Raw genomic sequence first — 17,274 nt, 5'->3', positions numbered from 1 at the left:
GTCGACCGGCGCGTCCGGAGCGGACAGCAACTGGAAGCGCCAGTCGCCGTCCAGGGGGAGTGCTCCGGAGCGCCGGTCGACGGCGTTCATGGGCAGCCGCCCCCAGGAGGTCACCTCGGGTGCCTCCCAGGGGCGCAGGGCGAGAAGTGCGTCGGTCATGACCCTTCCGAAGGGGGTGGTGACGTCGGTGACGTCGAGCCGGGCAGGATGCGGCCTTGGAGGTCCCAGGCGGGGTCGAGGGGGATGCCGAGGCGGTCCAGGACGGTGGGGGCGATGTCGATGAGGCGGGGCGTGTCCAGCCGGGTGCCGGCGGGCACGCCGGGCCCGGCGAGCACGACGAAGACCTCTCGCTCGGCACGCGTGTCGCCTCCGTGGCCGCCGGAGTCGAGATGTCCGTGGTCCGTGGTGACCAGCACGGTCCACTGCTCGTCCGCACGGGCGGGTTCGGAGCGTCGGGCGTCGATCGCCTCCAGCAGCCGCCCGAGGTGGGCGTCCTGCGTGAGCAGGGCCTGATCGTAGGCGGGGCTGAGGGGGCCGGTGGCGTGGCCGGCCTCGTCGGTGGCGCCGAAGTACACGAACACGACGTCTGGGTCGTGCTTGGTGAGCCAGCGTACGGCGGTGCGGGCGACGCGGCGGTCCGCGGTCTCGTAGCCGCGGGACTCGCCGTTGTGGCGCACACGTCGGCCGATGGCGCGGCCGAGGGTGCCGCGGCGGACCAGTGCCGGCCAGGACACCACGGCCGCCGTGCGCAGACCGGGCCGCGCGGTGCGGGCGCGGCTGAGGAAGTCGGGATAGCGGGAGTAGTCGGCGCCGGTGAAGTCGTTGCCGGTCACCCCGTGCCGGTCGGGCCACACCCCGGTCAGCACGCTCGACCAGCCGGGTCCGGAGTCGGTGTAGGCCATGCTGGTGGACGGCCCGCCGTCGGCCTGGCCGTCCACCTCGCCGTAGGGCAGCAGGCTGATCCCGACGGCACCCGCGGCCATCAGTCCGTGCAGCACGGGTGCGGTCGACGGCGAGCGCGTCAGCCGGTCGAAGCGCAGGCCGTCCATACCGACCACGAGCACCTTGCCGCGCCCGGACCGTCCCCCGCCGGCGGCATCCACCACGGCGCACCCCTCTCTCTCGACACCGGTTCAGCTGCCCTGTACCGCACCCTCGGTGGCGCCCGCGATGAACCCCCGCGCGAAGATCGTGAAGACCACGACCAGCGGGACGGCCGCCATGAGCACACCGGCCATGACCATGCTGTAGTCGGTGTTGTGGCCGAGGTTGAGCTGGGCCAGCTCGACCTGGAGCGTGACGTGGTCGGGGTTGGTGAGCACGATCAGCGGCCAGACGTAGTCGTTCCAGGCGTTGACGAAGGCGTAGATGGCGAGGAACGACAGTGCGGGCTTGATCATCGGCAGGGCGACGTTCCAGTACTGGCGGAAGAACCCGGCGCCGTCGATGCGCGCCGCGTCCAGCAGTTCGTCGGGCACACCGTTCTCGATGTACTGGCGCAGCCAGAAGATGCCGAAGGCGTTGGAGAGGGCGGGCCAGACCAGCGCCTTGAGCATGCCGACCCAGCCGAGCTCCGACATCAGGATGAACTGCGGCAGGACGGCCAGCTGGAGCGGCAGCATCATGAACACCAGCAGCGTGCCGAAGAGCACTTTGCGCCCGGGGAAGTCGAACTTGGCGAAGGCGAAGGCCGCCAGGGAGTCGATGAACAGCACCAGGACCGTGGTGACACACGCGACGACGAACGTGTTGAGCATCGACCCGAAGAAGTCGATGGTGTCGAGCACATGCCGGATGTTCTCCAGCAGATGGGAGCCGAACGTCAGCTTCGGCGGGCTCTGGTAGATGTCCTTGGTGGTGTTGGTCGCCATCACGATCGTCCACAGGAACGGGAAGACCGAGATCAGGACGGCCAGGCCGAGGAGGATGTGCGCGGTCAGGCCCCTGGGACGCCGCAGCCGTCGCTTCGCACCCGTGGCCGGCTGTGTCGTGGCAGCTGCCGTCATGACTTCCTCCCTCGTTGCACGATGCGCCAGTTGACGACGACTAGCACGATGATCAGTACGAAGAAGGCCCACACGATGGCCGCGCCGTAGCCGTAGTCGTTGTCGAGGAAGGCCGACTGGTAGAAGTACAGCAGCGTGGTCAGGCCGGCCTGGCCCGGGCCGCCCTGGTTCTGGTTGGCGGCGTTGCTGGCGAAGAGCACCTGGGGTTCGCTGAAGCTCTGCAGACCGTTGATCGTCGAGATGACGACGGTGAACAGGATGATGGGCCGCATGATCGGAATGGTGATCTGGAAGAAGGTCCGGATGGGTCCGGCGCCGTCCATCCTGGCCGCCTCGTAGATCGACTGCGGGATGGCCTGGAGGCCGGCCAGGTAGATGATCATGTTGTAGCCGGTCCACATCCAGGTCATCAACGCGGCGATCACGATTTTGATCAGCCACGGATTGCTCAGCCAGGGAACGGGCTGGATGCCGACCGTGCCCAGGATCGCGTTGACCAGACCGAAGTTGTTGCTGAACACCGCGCCGAAGAAGATCGCCACGGCGACGATCGACGTGACGTTCGGTACGTACAGGGCGATGCGGTAGAAGCCCTTGAAGCGGCGCACCGAGTGCAGCAGCGTCGCCAGCACCAGGGCGCCGAACAGCGTGGGGACGGTCGACAGGACCCAGATCAGCAGGGTGTTGCGGATCGACAGCCAGAAGACCGGGTCGTTCCAGAGGAACTCGTACTGCTGCAGGCCCACGAACTGCTTGGTGCCCAGGCCGTCGTAGCGCTGGAAGGACAGATACAGCGAATAGAAGACGGGGACGAACGAGAAGGCGAGGAAGACCAGGTAGAAGGGCGAGATCGCCAGGTACTGCCGCCAGTACGACAGCACCCCGCGGCGCGTCGGCCGAGCGGCGCCCGCGGGCGGGGTGCGCCGCGGGCGGAAACGGGCCGGGCCCGGCCCGCCGCGGTGCTCGCGCACCGCGGCGGGGCCGGTGACCGGAGGGGACGACACCTCAGCTCACCCCCTGTCGCCGGGCGATCTGCTTGGCCTGGCTGACCGCGTCGTTCCAGGCGTCGTCGGGCTTCTTGCCCTTGGCCTCGATGCTGCTCAGCTCGGCCGTGAAGGGAGCCATGACGGCGGAGTCCGCAGGTGCCTCGTAGCTCACCGGGATGGCCTCGGCGGCCGGGCCGAAGACCTCGATGATCTTCTGCCCGCCGAAGAAGGCGTCGGGACCCGTCATGGCCGCCATCTCGTACGTCGCCGGGGAGGCGGGGAAGATGGTGGCGTCCGTGTAGCTCTTGGCGTTGTTGTCCGGGCTGAGGATCCAGCTGATGATCTTGAACGCCTCTTCGGGGTTCCGGCACTGCGAGGGCAGGGCCAGGTAGGAGCCGCCCTGGTTGGCCGGCCCGTTCGGCGTCGCGCAGACCCGCCACTTCCCCTTGGTGCCCGGGGCGGCCGACTCGATGTCCAGCGCGTGCCAGGCGGCGCCGAGTTCGGTGGCCAGGTTCTTGCCGATGGCGGCGTTCCAGGTCTGGTCGTTGATCTTGGCGTCGATGCCGAGCGTGTAGGGGCGGATCGCCGTTTCCCACGCGGTACGGATGTGGTCCTGGTCGCCGATGAAGTGGTTGTCCTCGTCGATGAACCGCTTGGTGCCCTGGCCGACCGCGATGTTGAACACCGAGCTGATGTTGTTGACCAGGAAGACGCCGGGCACCGCCTTCTTCAGCTCGGAGCCGAGCGCGAAGTAGTCCTCCCAGGTCTTGGCTACGGCTGCGACCTTGGCCGGGTCGGTGGGCAGCCCGGCCTTGTCGAACAGGTCCGCGCGGTAGAAGAGCGCGGTGGGACCGATGTCGATCGGGAACCCGATCTGCTTGCCGTCCTTGGTCTGGGCGAGCTTGGTCTTCCACTCCAGGTACTGGGACGAGATCTTCTTGAAGCCCAGGTCGTTCAGGTCGAGGAAGCGGTCGGCGTTGGGCAGGAAGGAGGCTATGTCCTCGCCCTTGATGCCGGTGATGTCCGGCACGGAGGAGCCGCCCGCCGCGAGGGTCGTGGTGAGCTTCTGCTTGAAGTCGCCGCCGATGGAGGCGCTGGTCAGCTTGATCTGGCCCTTGAAGTGCGTCTTGGCCTCGGCGACCACCTTGTCGCTGAGGGCGCCGCCCCAGTACCACAGGGTCAGGTCCTTGCCGTTCTTGGTACCGCCGGATTCCGAGCCGCCACCGCAGGCGACGGTCAGGCCGGAGGCTGCCGCGGTGAAGACGGCGGCCTGGAGGAAGCCTCTACGAGAAAGGTCCACGGGTCACTCCTGTTGTTCCTGTACGACGTGGAGAGGGGGTTCGAGGGTCAGTGCCGCCGTTCACGGGCGTGTGGGCCGACGGACGTGTGCGGGGCCGGCGGGGTGACAGGGGCGTACTGCACGGGCGGTCCCACGTCCGCCGGGATCCGGTCGGCCAGGAAGCCGTACGCCCGCTTGAGGTCGGGGTCGGTCAGCGAGCGCCACCAACGGTCCACGCCGTACCAGCCCGGCGCGGCGAGCGCCCCGCCGTGATGCTGGACGGACAGCCCGGCGGCGAGCACGGCGAACCGCAGGCGTTCCGCCAGCGGCCAGCCGCCGAGCGAGGCCGCCACGAAGCTCGCGCCGAAGACGTCACCGGCGCCTGTCGCGTCGAGGACGTCGACGTCCAGGGCCGGTACCTCCGCGTACTCGCCGGTGATCTGGTCGACGGCCACGGCCCCGTCCCCGCCGCGTGTCACCACGGCCACCGGCACCAGCTCGCTGAGCGTGCCGAGGGCCGCGACCGCGCTGTCGGTGCGGGTGTAGGCCATCGCCTCGGTCTCGTTGGGGAGGAAGGCGTGACACAGGCGGAGCTGGTCGAGCAGGTCGGTGGACCACTGCTGGGTCGGGTCCCAGCCGACGTCGGCGTAGACCTGGGTGCCGTTCGCGGCGGCCTTGGCGATCCACTCGCGCGGTTCGGCCTCGATGTGCACGAGGGCCGTGCGCGCCTCGGGCGGTTCGCCCATCAGCGCGTCCTGTGAGTACGGGGGTTCCTGGCCGTGGGTGACGAGGGCCCGGTCGTGGCCGTAGGCGAGGGAGACGGTGACGGGGGTGGGCCAGCCGTCCGCCGTGCGGGAGAGCGAGAGGTCGATGTCCTCCTGGTCGCACAGCACGTCGCGGCAGTGCTCGCCGTAGAGGTCGTCGCCGAACACCGTGGCCAGCGAGGTCCTGAGGCCGAAGCGGGCGGCGGCCACCGCCAGGTTGGCGATGCCGCCGGGGCCGCAGCCCATGCCGCCGGTCCAGATCTCCTCGCCCGGTGTCGGGGGCTTTCCGAGCCCCGTGAGAACGAGGTCGTAGAAGAGCAGCCCGGTCAGCAGCACATCGGGCCGTTCGTCGTCCACGGATTCGTCCTCTCGTTCGGGACCCGCTCGGAGAGCTCGTCAAAACTCTTCATTTCGGTGACCGGAATCGTGCGCCGCTCAGCGAGATTGGTCAATACCTGAGCAGAAATAAGCATGGCGATGATTGAAGATGACGAGTAGTGTTCACGCCGTGCTAGCGGAACGACGACACCAACTCATCCTGCGGGCCCTGCGCGCCGGTGGCCCCGCGGCCGTGACCGATCTCTCCGAACAGCTGGGTGTGAGCCCCGCCACGATCCGGCGTGACCTGGTCAAACTCGAGGAGGACGGCCTCCTCACGCGGGTCCACGGCGGCGCCGTCGTGGAGGAGGGCGACCAGCCCTTCGCCGAGGTTGCGGAGATGCGCGTGGCCGAGAAGGACGCCATAGCCGCGCACGCCGCCGCGATGATCGAAGATGGTCAGTCGGTGCTGCTCGACATCGGCACCACCGCCTTCCGGCTGGCCCGCCAGCTGCACGGCCGCCGCCTCACCGTGATCACCAGCAACCTGGTGGTCTACGAGGAGCTCGCCGACGACGAGGGCATCGAACTGGTGCTGCTCGGCGGCATGCTCCGCCGCGAGTACCGCTCCCTGGTCGGCTTCCTCACCGAGGACAACCTGCGCCAGCTGCACGCCGACTGGCTGTTCCTCGGCACCAGCGGGGTGCGGCCCGGCGGGCAGGTCATGGACACCACGGTCGTCGAGGTGCCGGTCAAGCGGGCCATGATCAAGGCCGGCGACAAGGTCGTCCTGCTCGCCGACTCGGCGAAGTTCCCCGGGCACGGCATGGCGAAGGTGTGCGGTCCCGAGGAGCTGGACGTGGTGGTGACGAACGCGCCGGTCGACACGGCGACGCGGTCCTCCCTCCAGGAGGCGGGCGTCGAGGTCGTCGTGGCGGGAAAGGTTCAGACGTGAACCCGCCTCCGGCCGAAGCGGGCGGATTCCCGGCTCGGGCCGCCGCACCGCTCGGCGAACAGCGAGGTCTCACACCCTCCACACACCCCGGGTTGGCACCAGCCCGGGAGCTTGAAGCAGGTTCAAGGAGGTGGCGCGTGCTTGGTTCTAGCACCGCGTTGCGCGCAGCCTCCCCGATGGGAGGAACCCGGTGAAGCTGACGATTCTGGGCGGCGGCGGATTCCGCGTGCCGCTCGTGTACGGGGCGCTCCTCACGGACCGCGCCGAGGGCCGGGTCACCCATGTCGTGCTGCACGACATGGACGGACAGCGGCTCTCCGCGGTGACCCGCGTCCTCGCCGAGCAGGCGGCCGGGGTGCCCGACGCGCCCGAGGTGACCGCCACGACCGACCTGGACGAGGCCCTGCGCGGCGCCGACTTCGTCTTCTCGGCGATCCGCGTCGGAGGCCTGGAAGGCCGGGCGAACGACGAGCGGGTCGCGCTCGACCAGGGCGTCCTGGGCCAGGAGACGGTCGGCGCGGGCGGCATCGCCTACGGCCTGCGGACCGTTCCCGTCGCCGTCGACATCGCCCAGCGGGTGGCCCGGCTGGCCCCGGACGCCTGGGTCATCAACTTCACCAACCCCGCGGGCCTGGTCACCGAGGCCATGTCCCGCCACCTCGGCGACCGCGTCATCGGCATCTGCGACTCGCCGGTCGGCCTCGGCCGCCGTATCGCCCGGGTGCTCGGCGTGAAGAACCCCGGCGAGGCGTGGATCGACTACGTCGGCCTCAACCACCTCGGCTGGGTCCGCGGCCTGCGCGTCGCCGGCCGCGACGAACTCCCGCGCCTGCTCGCCGACCCCGATCTGCTCGGCTCCTTCGAGGAGGGCAAGCTCTTCGGCGTCGACTGGCTTCAGTCCCTCGGCGCGATCCCGAACGAATATCTGCACTACTACTACTTCAACCGGGAAGCCGTCCGCGCCTACCAGCAGGCCGAGAAGACCCGCGGCGCCTTCCTCGCCGACCAGCAGGCGCATTTCTACCGGGAGGTCGAGCAGTCGAACGCCTCCGCCCTGGAGGTCTGGGACCGCACCCGCGCCGAGCGCGAGGCCACCTACATGTCCGAGAACCGGGAGACCGCCGGCGCCGGCGAGCGCGACGCCGACGACCTCTCCGGCGGCTACGAGAAGGTGGCGCTCGCGCTGATGCGGGCCATCGCCCGCGACGAGCGCACGACCCTGATCCTCAACGTCCGCAACCAGGGCACGCTCTCGGTGCTCGACTCCGAGGCCGTCATCGAGGTGCCCTGCCTGGTCGACGCCAACGGCGCCCACCCGGTCGCCGTCGCGCCGCTGCCCGACCACGCCACCGGCCTCGTCTGCTCGGTCAAGGCGGTCGAGCGGGAGGTGCTGGCCGCCGCCGAGTCCGGCTCGCGCTCGACGGCGGTGAAGGCGTTCGCGCTGCACCCGCTGGTCGACTCGGTCAACGTCGCCCGCAGGCTGGTCGAGGGGTACTCCTCGGTCCACCCCGGCCTGGCGTACCTTAAATAGCGCTCGCCTCGGAAAGCGCTTTCACCCACCCTCGCTTCCCTCTCCGTTCTCTCCCTCCCTGGAGACCCTGATGCACGACGAACGCCGCCGGATCGAGGAACGCGTCGAGCGCGTCCACAACCAGCGCATCAAGCCCGCGATCTACTCGGCCACCGTCCCCTTCGAGGTCGAGGCCTGGCAGGCACCGGGGGAGCCGGTCTCCTTCGAGGAGGCCGCGGCCGCCCGCTACGCGCCCTTCGCGATGGACACCCCGTGGGGCCCGCCCTGGGGCACGACCTGGTTCCGGATGCGCGGCCGGGTGCCCGCCGAGTGGGCCGGACGACGCGTCGAGGCGGTCATCGACCTCGGCTTCGTGGGCGACTGGCCCGGCAACCAGGCCGAGGCCCTGGTCCACCTGCCCGACGGCCGGCCCCTGAAGGCGGTCAACCCGCTCAACCAGTACGTGCCGATCGGCAACCCGGTCTCCGGCGGTGAGGAGATCGACTACCTGGTCGAGGCCGCCTCCAACCCGGACATCCTGGCCGACAACTTCTCGAAGACGACCCAGCTCGGCGACGTCCTCACGGCGGGCGACAAGCCCCTCTACACCTTCCAGCGCGCCGACATCGCGGTCCTCGACGAGGAGGTCTGGCACCTCGACCTGGACATCCAGGTGCTGCGCGAGCTCATGGTCCACCTCGGCGAGCACGAGCCGCGCCGCCACGAGATCATGCATGCCCTCGACCGGGCCATGGACGCCCTCGACCTGGACGACGTCTCCGGCAGCGCCGCGGCCGTCCGCGAGCTGCTCGCGCCCGTCCTGGCCCGCCCCGCGCACGCCAGCGCGCACACGATCTCCGGTGTCGGCCACGCCCACATCGACTCGGCCTGGCTGTGGCCGATCCGGGAGACGAAGCGCAAGACGTCCCGCACCTTCTCCAACGTCACGTCGCTGGCCGACGAGTACGAGGACTTCATCTTCGCCTGCTCGCAGGCCCAGCAGTACGAGTGGGTGCGCGACAACTACCCGCACGTCTGGGCCCGCATCCAGGAGTCGGTGAAGAAGGGCCAGTGGGCGCCGGTCGGCGGCATGTGGGTGGAGGCCGACGGCAACCTGCCCGGCGGCGAGGCGATCGCCCGCCAGCTCGTCCACGGCAAGCGGTTCTTCATCGAGCACTTCGGCGTCGAGACCAAGGGCGTCTGGCTCCCGGACTCCTTCGGCTACACCGCCGCCTACCCGCAGCTCGCCAAGCTCGCCGGCAACGACTGGTTCCTGACCCAGAAGATCTCCTGGAACCAGACCAACAAGTTCCCCCACCACACCTTCTGGTGGGAGGGCATCGACGGCACCCGCATCTTCACCCACTTCCCGCCCGTCGACACCTACAACGCCCGCTTCAGCGGCGAGGAGATGGACCGCGCGGTCCGCAACTACTCCGAGAAGGGCGGCGGCACCCGCTCGCTGGCACCCTTCGGCTGGGGCGACGGCGGTGGCGGCCCCACCCGCGAGATCATGGAGCGGGCGCGCCGGCTGGCGGACCTGGAGGGCTCGCCGAAGGTCGTCGTCGAGCACCCGGACGAGTTCTTCGCCAAGGCCCGCGAGGAGTACCCGGACGCCCCGGTCTGGGTCGGCGAGCTCTACCTGGAGCTGCACCGCGCCACCTACACCTCCCAGGCCCGCACCAAGCAGGGCAACCGCCGCTCCGAACACCTGCTGCGCGAGGCCGAGCTGTGGGCGACGACGGCCGCGCTGCACACGCCGGGCTACTCCTACCCGTACGAGAAGCTGGACCGGCTGTGGAAGACGGTTCTGCTGCACCAGTTCCACGACATCCTGCCGGGGTCGTCCATTGCCTGGGTGCACCGCGAGGCGGAGGCCGAATACGCGCGTGTGGCCGAGGAGTTGGAGGCGCTGACGGCTCAGGCGGTCGCCGCACTGGGGGGTGGTGACACCCGCGTCTTCAACACCAGTCCGTACGAGCGCGCCGAGGTGGTGCGTACGTCCGAGGGCGCACCGGCGTATGTGAAGGTGCCCGCCAGTGGCAGTGCGCCCCTCGCCATCGCCGAGCCCTCGCAGCCGGTGCACGCGGAGGGCCGCGTCCTCGACAACGGCCTGGTCCGTGTGGAGGTGGCCGAGGACGGCACGCTGGCCTCCGTACGGGATCTGCGGGCCGGCCGTGAGGTCCTCGCCGACAAGGGCAACCTCCTGCGCCTGCACACCGACCTCCCGAACTACTGGGACGCCTGGGACATCGACAAGCACTACAAGAACCGCTTCACCGACCTGCTGGACGCCGAGTCCGTCACGGTCGTCGAGGCGAGCCCGCTCGTCGGTGCGATCCGTGTCGAGCGTGCTTTCGGCAAGGGCTCGAAGATCACCCAGACCATCACCCTGCGCGCCGACAGCCCCCGCATCGACTTCGAGACCGAGATCGACTGGCACGAGGCCGAGAAGATCCTCAAGGCGGGCTTCCCGGTGGACATCCGGGCCCCGCACTCCTCCGCCGAGATCCAGTTCGGCCACATCCAGCGCCCCACCCACACCAACACCAGCTGGGAGGCGGCCCGCTTCGAGGTCTCCGGCCACCGCTGGGTGCACATCGCCGAGCCCGGCTACGGCGTCGCGGTCATCAACGATTCGACGTACGGCCACGACGTCTCCCGCACGGTCCGCGAGGACGGCGGTACGACGACCAGGGTCAGCCTCAGCCTGGTCCGCGCGCCGCGCATCCCGGACCCCGAGGCCGACCAGGGCAAGCACCGCTTCACCTACTCCCTGCTGCCCGGCGCGAGCATCGAGGACGCCGTCGCCGAGGGCTACGCCCTCAACCTCCCCCTGCGGGTGGCGGATGCGGCGGGCGCGCCCGAGCCGGTCGTCTCCGTGGCCGGGAACGGTGTGACCGTCGAAGCGGTCAAGCTGGCCGACGACCGGTCCGGCGACGTCGTCGTACGCCTCTACGAGTCCAGCGGCGGCCGCGCGACCGGCGTCCTGCGCACCGGCTTCCCGCTCGCCGGCGCCCAGGTGACCGACCTGCTGGAGCGCCCACTGCAGGAGGACGCGGACCTCACTGGCGACGGCGGGGTGAACGTGACCCTGCGCCCCTTCCAGGTCCTCACGCTCCGCCTGAAGCGCGGCGAGGGGAGCTGACCCGGTGCCGATGCAACCCTGGTTCACCGACGCCAAGTTGGGGATCTTCATCCACTGGGGCATCTACGCCGTCGACGGCGTCCAGGAGTCCTGGTCGTTCTACGACGACATCGTCCCCTACGACCAGTACATGTCCCAGTTCGACCGCTTCACGGCATCCCGCTACGACCCGCGCGACTGGGCGAAGCTCTTCGCGCGGGCCGGCGCCAAGTACGCCGTACTGACCAGCCGCCACCACGACGGCGTCGCCCTGTGGGACACCGCCCACGGCGACCTGAACGTGGGCCGCGACCTGATCGGCGGTTACGCGGACGCCCTGCGGGAACAGGGCCTCAAGGTCGGCCTCTACTACTCGCACTCGGACTGGAGCCACCCCGACTACGCCTCCACGCGCAAGCCCGGCCGCCCGCCGGAGCTGGAGGACAACCGGTACTCCGAGGTCGCGGCCGAGGACGAGGACCTGGACGCCTGGGAACGCTTCCTCGCCTACCGGGACGGCCAGATCCGCGAACTCACCACCCGCTTCCAGCCGGACCTCATGTGGTTCGACGGCGAGTGGGACCGCAGTGAGGAGCAGTGGCGCATCCCCGAACTGGCCGCGCTGATCCGCTCCGAGGTGCCGGACGTCGTCTTCAACGCCCGCATGCTCAGCGAGGGCGACTACGCGACACCCGAACAGGGCGCCCCGGTCGTCCCGCCCGAGGGTCCCTGGGAGCTGTGCCTGACGATCAACGACTCCTGGGGCCACCAGCACCACGACCACAACCACAAGTCGGTCGACCAGCTGATCCGCTACTTCACCGAGACGATCGGCGGCGGTGGCAATCTGCTGCTCAGCGTCGGGCCGCGCGAGGACGGCACGATCCCGGCGGAGCAGGTCGAGCGCCTGGAGGGCCTCGGCGACTGGATCGCGAAGCACGCGGAGGCGGTGTACGGCACGGTGCGCGGTCTCCCGGGCGGCCACCATTACGGCCCGAGCACCCTCTCCGAGGACCGCCGCACCCTGTACCTGATCCTCTTCGACGCCCCGCGCGCCGAGATCAACGTACGCGGGCTGCTCGGTTCGGTACGCCGGGTCACGGTGCTCGGCAGCGGCAGGGAACTGGCCCATAGGATCACCGGCGGCCTGCATGAGACACCCGGGGTGCTCTGGATCGAGCCGCCCACCGAGGCGGACCTCGACCCGCACGCCACGGTGCTCGCCGTCGAACTGGACGGGGAGCTGGAGCTGTACCGCGGTTCGGGCCGCTTCTGACCCCTGCCCCTGAGACGCACCTTCGGGCCGGCCGGCCGCTGCCCCCGTGACAGCGCCGGCCGACCCGAAGCCCCCGTGCTTCCCCCGTTGTGGTGCGTTCCCCCGTGGTTCCCCGTGATCCCCCGTGGTTCCCCCGTTGCCTTTCACTCTTATGAGCGCGCTGTCGGCGCCCTGATACACCTCCTGAGAAAAAAGTTCTGCCTCAGCCGGTGAACCCGGCCGTGATGGACGTGAACTGCGAGTTGCTCTGGCTGATCCCGGAGCAGTTGCTCGTCACGCCGCCGCCCGGGCACGGCCGGTCGCGGTTGACCGACCAGAAGGCGAGGCGGGCGATGTGGTGCGAGTTCGCCCAGTCGCGGATCTGGGTCCAGATCGCGGGTGAGGTGAGCTCCTGCTGGTCGGACAGGCCGTTCATGCCGGAGATGCCGATGTGGGCGTAGGCGGTGGCGTCGTCCCACCCGAAGGTGGACTTCAGCTTGTTCTTCAGCCCCTCCGTCGCGTTCACGGTGTTGCCGTACATGTCGGCGCCGCCGCCGAAGTCGAACGGCATGATCGTGAAGACGTCGATGTCCGCGTTCAGCGCCTTGGCCTGCTCGATCAGCCGGTTGCCCCAGTACGTCGGCCCGGTCGTCGAGGTGCCGAAGGTGAGGACGGTCCGCAGCCCGGGGTTGTTCGCCTTGACGATCTTCAGGGCGTTCAGGATCCGGTCCTGCACGGTCGCGTTCTCGAACTCGTCGGTGTTCTCGATGTCGACGTCGATGGCCTTCAGCCCGTAGGCGTCGATCACCTTCTGGTACGCACCCGCCAGCGCCTGAGCCGACGAGCAGTTCGGACCGAGCTTGTTGCCGCTCCAGCCGCCGATCGACGGCACGATGTCACCGCCCGCCGAGCGGATGGAGTTGATGACGCTCTGGTCGTTGCCGCCGGTCAGCGGGCGCTGTCCGTCCCAGGCCGGGTTGCAGCCGCCGGAGGACAGGATGAACGCCATCGTGAACCACTTGATGCCGGTCGCGCTCATCACCGAGGTCGCGCTCGGCGGGTCGCCCCAGCCGAGGTAGAGGTAGGGCGCCGCCTGCTTGAAGCCGGTACCGCCACCGCCACCCGCGTCCGTCGTGACGGTCACGGCGTTGGAGGCCGCCGACACGTTCCCGGCCGCGTCCCGCGCCTTCACCGTGAAGGTGTGACTCGTGCTCGGCGACAGACCGCTGACCGTGGCACTCGTACCGGAGACGCTGAGCACCTGGCTCGAACCCCGGTAGATGTCGTAGGCCGTCACCCCGACGTTGTCCGTCGAGGCGTTCCACGCCAGCGACACGCTCGACGACGTCTTGCCGGTGGACCGCAGACTGCCCGGCACGGTCGGTGCCTGACTGTCGGAGCCGCCGCCACCTGGTCCGTCGAGGCTGATGTCGTCGGCGTAGTAGGTGCCCTGCGCGTACCAGCCGTGGACGTAGACGGTGGCGCTGGTCTGGGAGGCCCCGGTCGTGAAGGACAGTGACAGCCGACTGTACGCCGACGGCGACGACGTCCAGGTGGAGGCCCCGCCGTTCACCCCGAGGTAGACGTAGGACCCGCGCACCCAGCCGCTGAGCGTGTACACCGTGTTCGGCTGGACCGCGACGGTCTGGCTGCACTGGGCGATGTCACTCGAACTCACCGCCCCCGCAAGGGCCTTGGACCCACCGTGCACGGGGGAGGAGACGACCGAGCCGAGATTGCCGGTGCAGGACCACGGGGAGAGCCCGCCCGACTCGAAGCCGGCGTTGGACAGGACGTTGGCCGCATGGGCCGTACCGGGAAGGACGACGGCTCCGGTGACCGCGAGGGCGGCGGAGCCGAGCAGGGCGAGCAGTCGACGTCTGAGACGTCTGAGGGGTTGGTTGCGCACGCGATCTCCCTGGGAAGTGTGGGGTGTTCGGGAGTGCACGAGGTACAGACACGAGGTGCAGAGGAGTACGCCAACCAAGTTGGTATGGACCAATCCCGCTGTCAAGGCTGACGCCGGGATTGGTCCATACCGGAAGAACTAGAGAGGCAGGGCCTGGGCCGCACCACTCCCGACCGAGTCGACCGGCGCCGGCGCGGGCATCGCCGGCAGCAACGGCCCCTCGACCTCCGACCGCTGCTGCGGAATGGACACCGGCCGCAGCGGCCGCGGCCCGGAGACCACCGTGTAGTCCTGCCCGAGGAACGGCGGAGCCACCTCACCCGGATCCTCGCCGAGCGCCAACTGGACAGCCAGCCAAGGCACATTGACCCCGCACAGCGACAGCTGATGCAACCCACCGGCCGGCCGCGTGTTCACATCCATCAGCACCGGCGTCTCCCCGAACATCCGGAACTGGATGTTGGACAGATAGTGCAGTCCGAACCCCTCCGCGATCAGCCGCGCCGGCTCCAGCCACTGCTCCTGCAACGTGAACCCACGACGGCGACCGTTCTTGACCCGGCCGATGGCCAGCCGGACCCGGTTGTCGGGACCGGTGAGGCAGTCCACCGACACCTCCGGCTGCTCCAGCCGAGGCATGACCAGCCAGTCCACCTGATCGTCGGCCCGGCGCAGGGCGTCCACCACGAGATCCAGCTGCACATACGGAGTCGGGAACCCGCTGAGGTGCATGAGCGAGAAGGGGGCGCGCGTGATGACACGGAAGCCCACCCCGCCCGCACCGGACGCCGGCTTGAAGCAGGCCTTGTAACCCCCGGCCTCCAACTCCTCGACGGCGGCGACGAGTTCGTCGGCGGTGCGCACCCGCCACCAGGGCGGCACCGGCACCCCGATCGCCTGCACGGCCTCGTACGCGATCACCTTGTCCTGGAAGACCGCCACGGCCTCCGGCGGCGGAGCCAGCAGCGCCGTACCGGCCGCCTCGAACTCCGCGCGGTGCGCCACGATCGCCGACTGGTGCATCCGGGGCACGAACACGTCGATGCCGCGGCGTCGGCACTGGTCCAGGGCGTACTCGACGTATCCGGCCGGGGACAGGCCCTCCGGCTCCAGCTCGGCGGTGTCGGCGGCGGCCAGTACGGGCGAGTCGGCGTCCCCGTGCGTCGCATGGATCTCGACGGCCCGATCGCTGGGATTTCTCCGCAGCTGATCCATGAAGAACACGTTCTCCGCGTACGTGCGGTTGAGCCAGACGCGTACGCGAGAGACCATGCAGGGCCGTCCTTTCGGGTTCGCGGGCAGGGCAAAGCAGGCCCGTGCCCGGGCAGGGTGGTTGGAGGTACACCAAACCGCCCCGTGCGAAGGGACGTTCATGGCGGTGGTGTTGGGGCGATCATACGGCTTTCAAAGGGTGCCGCGTGCAACGTACGTGTTACGGAATTGCGGATCATTCCTGACCACCCCGGCCCGGCCCCGGCCGCAGTCGTACCGCCCTGTCGGACGACCGACGAGATCCCGCCGCGCAGACGAGATCCCGCCTTGTACAGGGATGGCACTCTGTGTTCTCGTGGTGTCATTCGTGTGATCGAACTCGGGTGATCGAAAGGGGCGAGGGTGACGTCGACGGCCGGCGGTGCCGGACAGCTGCTGGCCATCAGTGACCTGCACATCGGCTACGAGGAGAACCGCGCCCTCGTCGAGAAGATGCGCCCCGACTCCGACGACGACTGGCTGCTCGTCGCCGGCGACGTGGCGGAGACCGTGGCCGACATCCGCTGGGCCCTCGAGACTCTCGCCGGCCGCTTCCGCAAGGTCGTCTGGGCGCCGGGCAACCACGAACTGTGGACCCACCCGAAGGACTCCGTCACCCTGCGCGGCGTGGCCCGCTACGAGCACCTCGTCGACGTGTGCCGGGAACTCGGCGTGACGACCCCGGAGGACCCGTACCCCGTCTGGGACGGCCCCGGTGGCCCGGTGGCCGTGGCGCCGCTGTTCCTGCTGTACGACTACTCCTTCCTGCCCTCCGGCTGCACGACCAAGGAGGAGGGGCTGAAGTACGCGCACGGAACCGGGATCGTGTGCAACGACGAGTACCTGCTGCACCCCGATCCGTACCCGTCCCGCGAGGCCTGGTGCGAGGCCCGGGTCGCCGAGACGGAGCGTCGGCTCGCCGCACTGCCCGCGGACCTGCCCACCGTCCTCGTCAACCACTACCCGCTGGACCGGCACCCGATGGACGTCCTGTGGTACCCCGAGTTCGCCATGTGGTGCGGCACCCGGCTGACCGCGGACTGGCACCGCAGGTTCCGCGTCGAGACCATGGTCTACGGCCATCTGCACATCCCGAGGACCACCTGGCACGAGGGCGTCCGCTTCGAGGAGGTGTCCGTGGGATACCCCCGCGAGTGGCGCAAGCGACCGGAGCCGCCGGGACGGCTGCGCCGGATCCTGCCCGGGGAGGACGGGGCCCGTTGATCGAGGAACTGCTGCCGGACGCGGTCGTCACCGTCGAGGCGTACGGCGACGAGGAGCCCCCGAACACGGTCCTGTACCCCGAGGAGGAGGCGGTCGTCGCCCAGGCGGTCGGCAAGCGCCGCCGGGAGTTCGCCGTCGTCCGCTCCTGCGCGCGCCGCGCCATGGACAAGCTCGGCGTGCCACCGCAGCCGATCCTGCCCGGTGAACGCGGCGCCCCTACCTGGCCGGCCGGTCTGGTCGGCAGCATGACCCACTGCGACGGCTACAGCGCCGCCGCGCTGGTCCGCGCCACCGACCTGGCCTCCCTCGGCATCGACGCCGAACCCCACGGGACGCTCCCGGAGGGTGTCCTGTCCGCCGTCGCCCTGCCCGCCGAGGAGATCCGGCTGCGCCGGCTGGCCGACGGTCACCCCGGCATCCACTGGGACCGGCTCCTGTTCAGCGCCAAGGAGTCCGTCTACAAGGCATGGTTCCCCCTCACCGGAAAGTGGCTGGACTTCACCGAGGCCGACATCGACGTCTTCGCCGCCCCCGGTGACCGGCACAGCGGCGGTTTCCGGGCCCGGCTCCTCGTGCCGGGCCCGTGGGTGGGCGACCGCCGGGTCGACCTCTTCGAGGGCCGGTGGACGGTCCGACGGGGGCTGGTGGCGACCGCGGTGAGCGTGCCGCACACCTGAAGCCCCCAGGGCA

Annotated in this window: 13 protein-coding genes; 6 read left to right on the top strand and 7 right to left on the bottom strand. The window is 69.8% G+C overall.

The genetic code is table 11. The features are described 5' to 3' along the window. Positions 1–155: 155 nt before the first annotated feature. The 5 genes from EHO50_RS42785 to EHO50_RS42765 form a co-directional block, all read right to left on the bottom strand. Complete coding sequence (locus EHO50_RS42785) at positions 156–1,106, bottom strand: alkaline phosphatase family protein (RefSeq protein WP_425472283.1); 951 nt, start codon at positions 1,104–1,106, stop codon at positions 156–158. A gap of 27 nt (positions 1,107–1,133) precedes the next feature. After that, entirely contained in the window at positions 1,134–2,006 is an 873-nt protein-coding gene (locus tag EHO50_RS42780) for a carbohydrate ABC transporter permease (protein ID WP_128434398.1), read from the bottom strand. Continuing rightward, entirely contained in the window at positions 2,003–2,887 is an 885-nt protein-coding gene (locus tag EHO50_RS42775; protein WP_128437296.1) for a carbohydrate ABC transporter permease, read from the bottom strand. Before EHO50_RS42775 ends, EHO50_RS42780 begins: the two co-directional genes overlap by 4 nt. Before the next feature lie 124 nt (positions 2,888–3,011). After that, positions 3,012–4,292: an ABC transporter substrate-binding protein gene (locus tag EHO50_RS42770; protein ID WP_128437290.1), complete on the bottom strand. Its 1,281-nt coding sequence runs from the start codon at positions 4,290–4,292 to the stop codon at positions 3,012–3,014. A gap of 47 nt (positions 4,293–4,339) precedes the next feature. Next, positions 4,340–5,392 (bottom strand): carbohydrate kinase family protein, encoded by a 1,053-nt coding sequence (locus tag EHO50_RS42765; RefSeq protein WP_128437289.1) that lies wholly within the window; start codon positions 5,390–5,392, stop codon positions 4,340–4,342. 151 nt (positions 5,393–5,543) lie between these two features. On the opposite strand from EHO50_RS42765, the gene EHO50_RS42760 reads away from it, so the two are divergent. The 4 genes from EHO50_RS42760 (at position 5,544) to EHO50_RS42745 (ending at position 12,221) form a co-directional block, all read left to right on the top strand. Further along, a complete protein-coding gene (locus EHO50_RS42760; RefSeq protein ID WP_128437288.1) occupies positions 5,544–6,308 on the top strand; it encodes a DeoR/GlpR family DNA-binding transcription regulator in 765 nt (254 codons plus the stop codon). 190 nt (positions 6,309–6,498) lie between these two features. Next, the gene (locus EHO50_RS42755; RefSeq protein ID WP_128437287.1) at positions 6,499–7,839 is read left to right on the top strand and encodes a 6-phospho-beta-glucosidase; all 1,341 of its coding nucleotides are present in this window, start codon (positions 6,499–6,501) and stop codon (positions 7,837–7,839) included. Between the two features lie 70 nt (positions 7,840–7,909). After that, positions 7,910–10,966: an alpha-mannosidase gene (locus EHO50_RS42750; RefSeq protein ID WP_128437286.1), complete on the top strand. Its 3,057-nt coding sequence runs from the start codon at positions 7,910–7,912 to the stop codon at positions 10,964–10,966. A gap of 4 nt (positions 10,967–10,970) precedes the next feature. After that, positions 10,971–12,221, top strand: coding sequence for an alpha-L-fucosidase (locus EHO50_RS42745; RefSeq protein ID WP_181449802.1), 1,251 nt, complete (start codon positions 10,971–10,973; stop codon positions 12,219–12,221). A gap of 202 nt (positions 12,222–12,423) precedes the next feature. Here EHO50_RS42745 and EHO50_RS42740 read toward each other — a convergent pair whose 3' ends face one another. Both EHO50_RS42740 and EHO50_RS42735 read right to left on the bottom strand, forming a co-directional pair. Beyond that, positions 12,424–14,109: a carbohydrate binding domain-containing protein gene (locus EHO50_RS42740; RefSeq protein ID WP_128437285.1), complete on the bottom strand. Its 1,686-nt coding sequence runs from the start codon at positions 14,107–14,109 to the stop codon at positions 12,424–12,426. Positions 14,110–14,247: 138 nt separating this feature from the next. After that, entirely contained in the window at positions 14,248–15,381 is a 1,134-nt protein-coding gene (locus tag EHO50_RS42735) for an ATP-grasp domain-containing protein (RefSeq protein ID WP_128437284.1), read from the bottom strand. 342 nt (positions 15,382–15,723) lie between these two features. On the opposite strand from EHO50_RS42735, the gene EHO50_RS42730 reads away from it, so the two are divergent. Beyond that, on the top strand, positions 15,724–16,584 hold the full coding sequence (locus EHO50_RS42730) for a metallophosphoesterase family protein (RefSeq protein ID WP_128437283.1): 861 nt from the start codon (positions 15,724–15,726) through the stop codon (positions 16,582–16,584). Further along, positions 16,581–17,261, top strand: coding sequence for a 4'-phosphopantetheinyl transferase family protein (locus EHO50_RS42725; RefSeq protein ID WP_128437282.1), 681 nt, complete (start codon positions 16,581–16,583; stop codon positions 17,259–17,261). The genes EHO50_RS42730 and EHO50_RS42725 overlap by 4 nt, the downstream gene beginning before the upstream one ends. Positions 17,262–17,274: the final 13 nt, after the last annotated feature.

The sequence above is a fragment of the Streptomyces cyaneus genome (assembly GCF_004028635.1).
Taxonomy (GTDB): domain Bacteria; phylum Actinomycetota; class Actinomycetes; order Streptomycetales; family Streptomycetaceae; genus Streptomyces; species Streptomyces cyaneus.
Note: the sequence above shows the minus strand (reverse complement) of the source record. Positions and strands in the feature narration are given on the sequence as shown.

Excerpts from the sequence above, each read along its gene's own strand:
- EHO50_RS42780 (WP_128434398.1), bottom strand. The coding sequence starts at position 2,006 with ATGACGGCAGCTGCCACGACACAGCCGGCCACGGGTGCGAAGCGACGG.
- EHO50_RS42750 (WP_128437286.1), top strand. The coding sequence starts at position 7,910 with ATGCACGACGAACGCCGCCGGATCGAGGAACGCGTCGAGCGCGTCCAC.
- EHO50_RS42735 (WP_128437284.1), bottom strand. The coding sequence starts at position 15,381 with ATGGTCTCTCGCGTACGCGTCTGGCTCAACCGCACGTACGCGGAGAAC.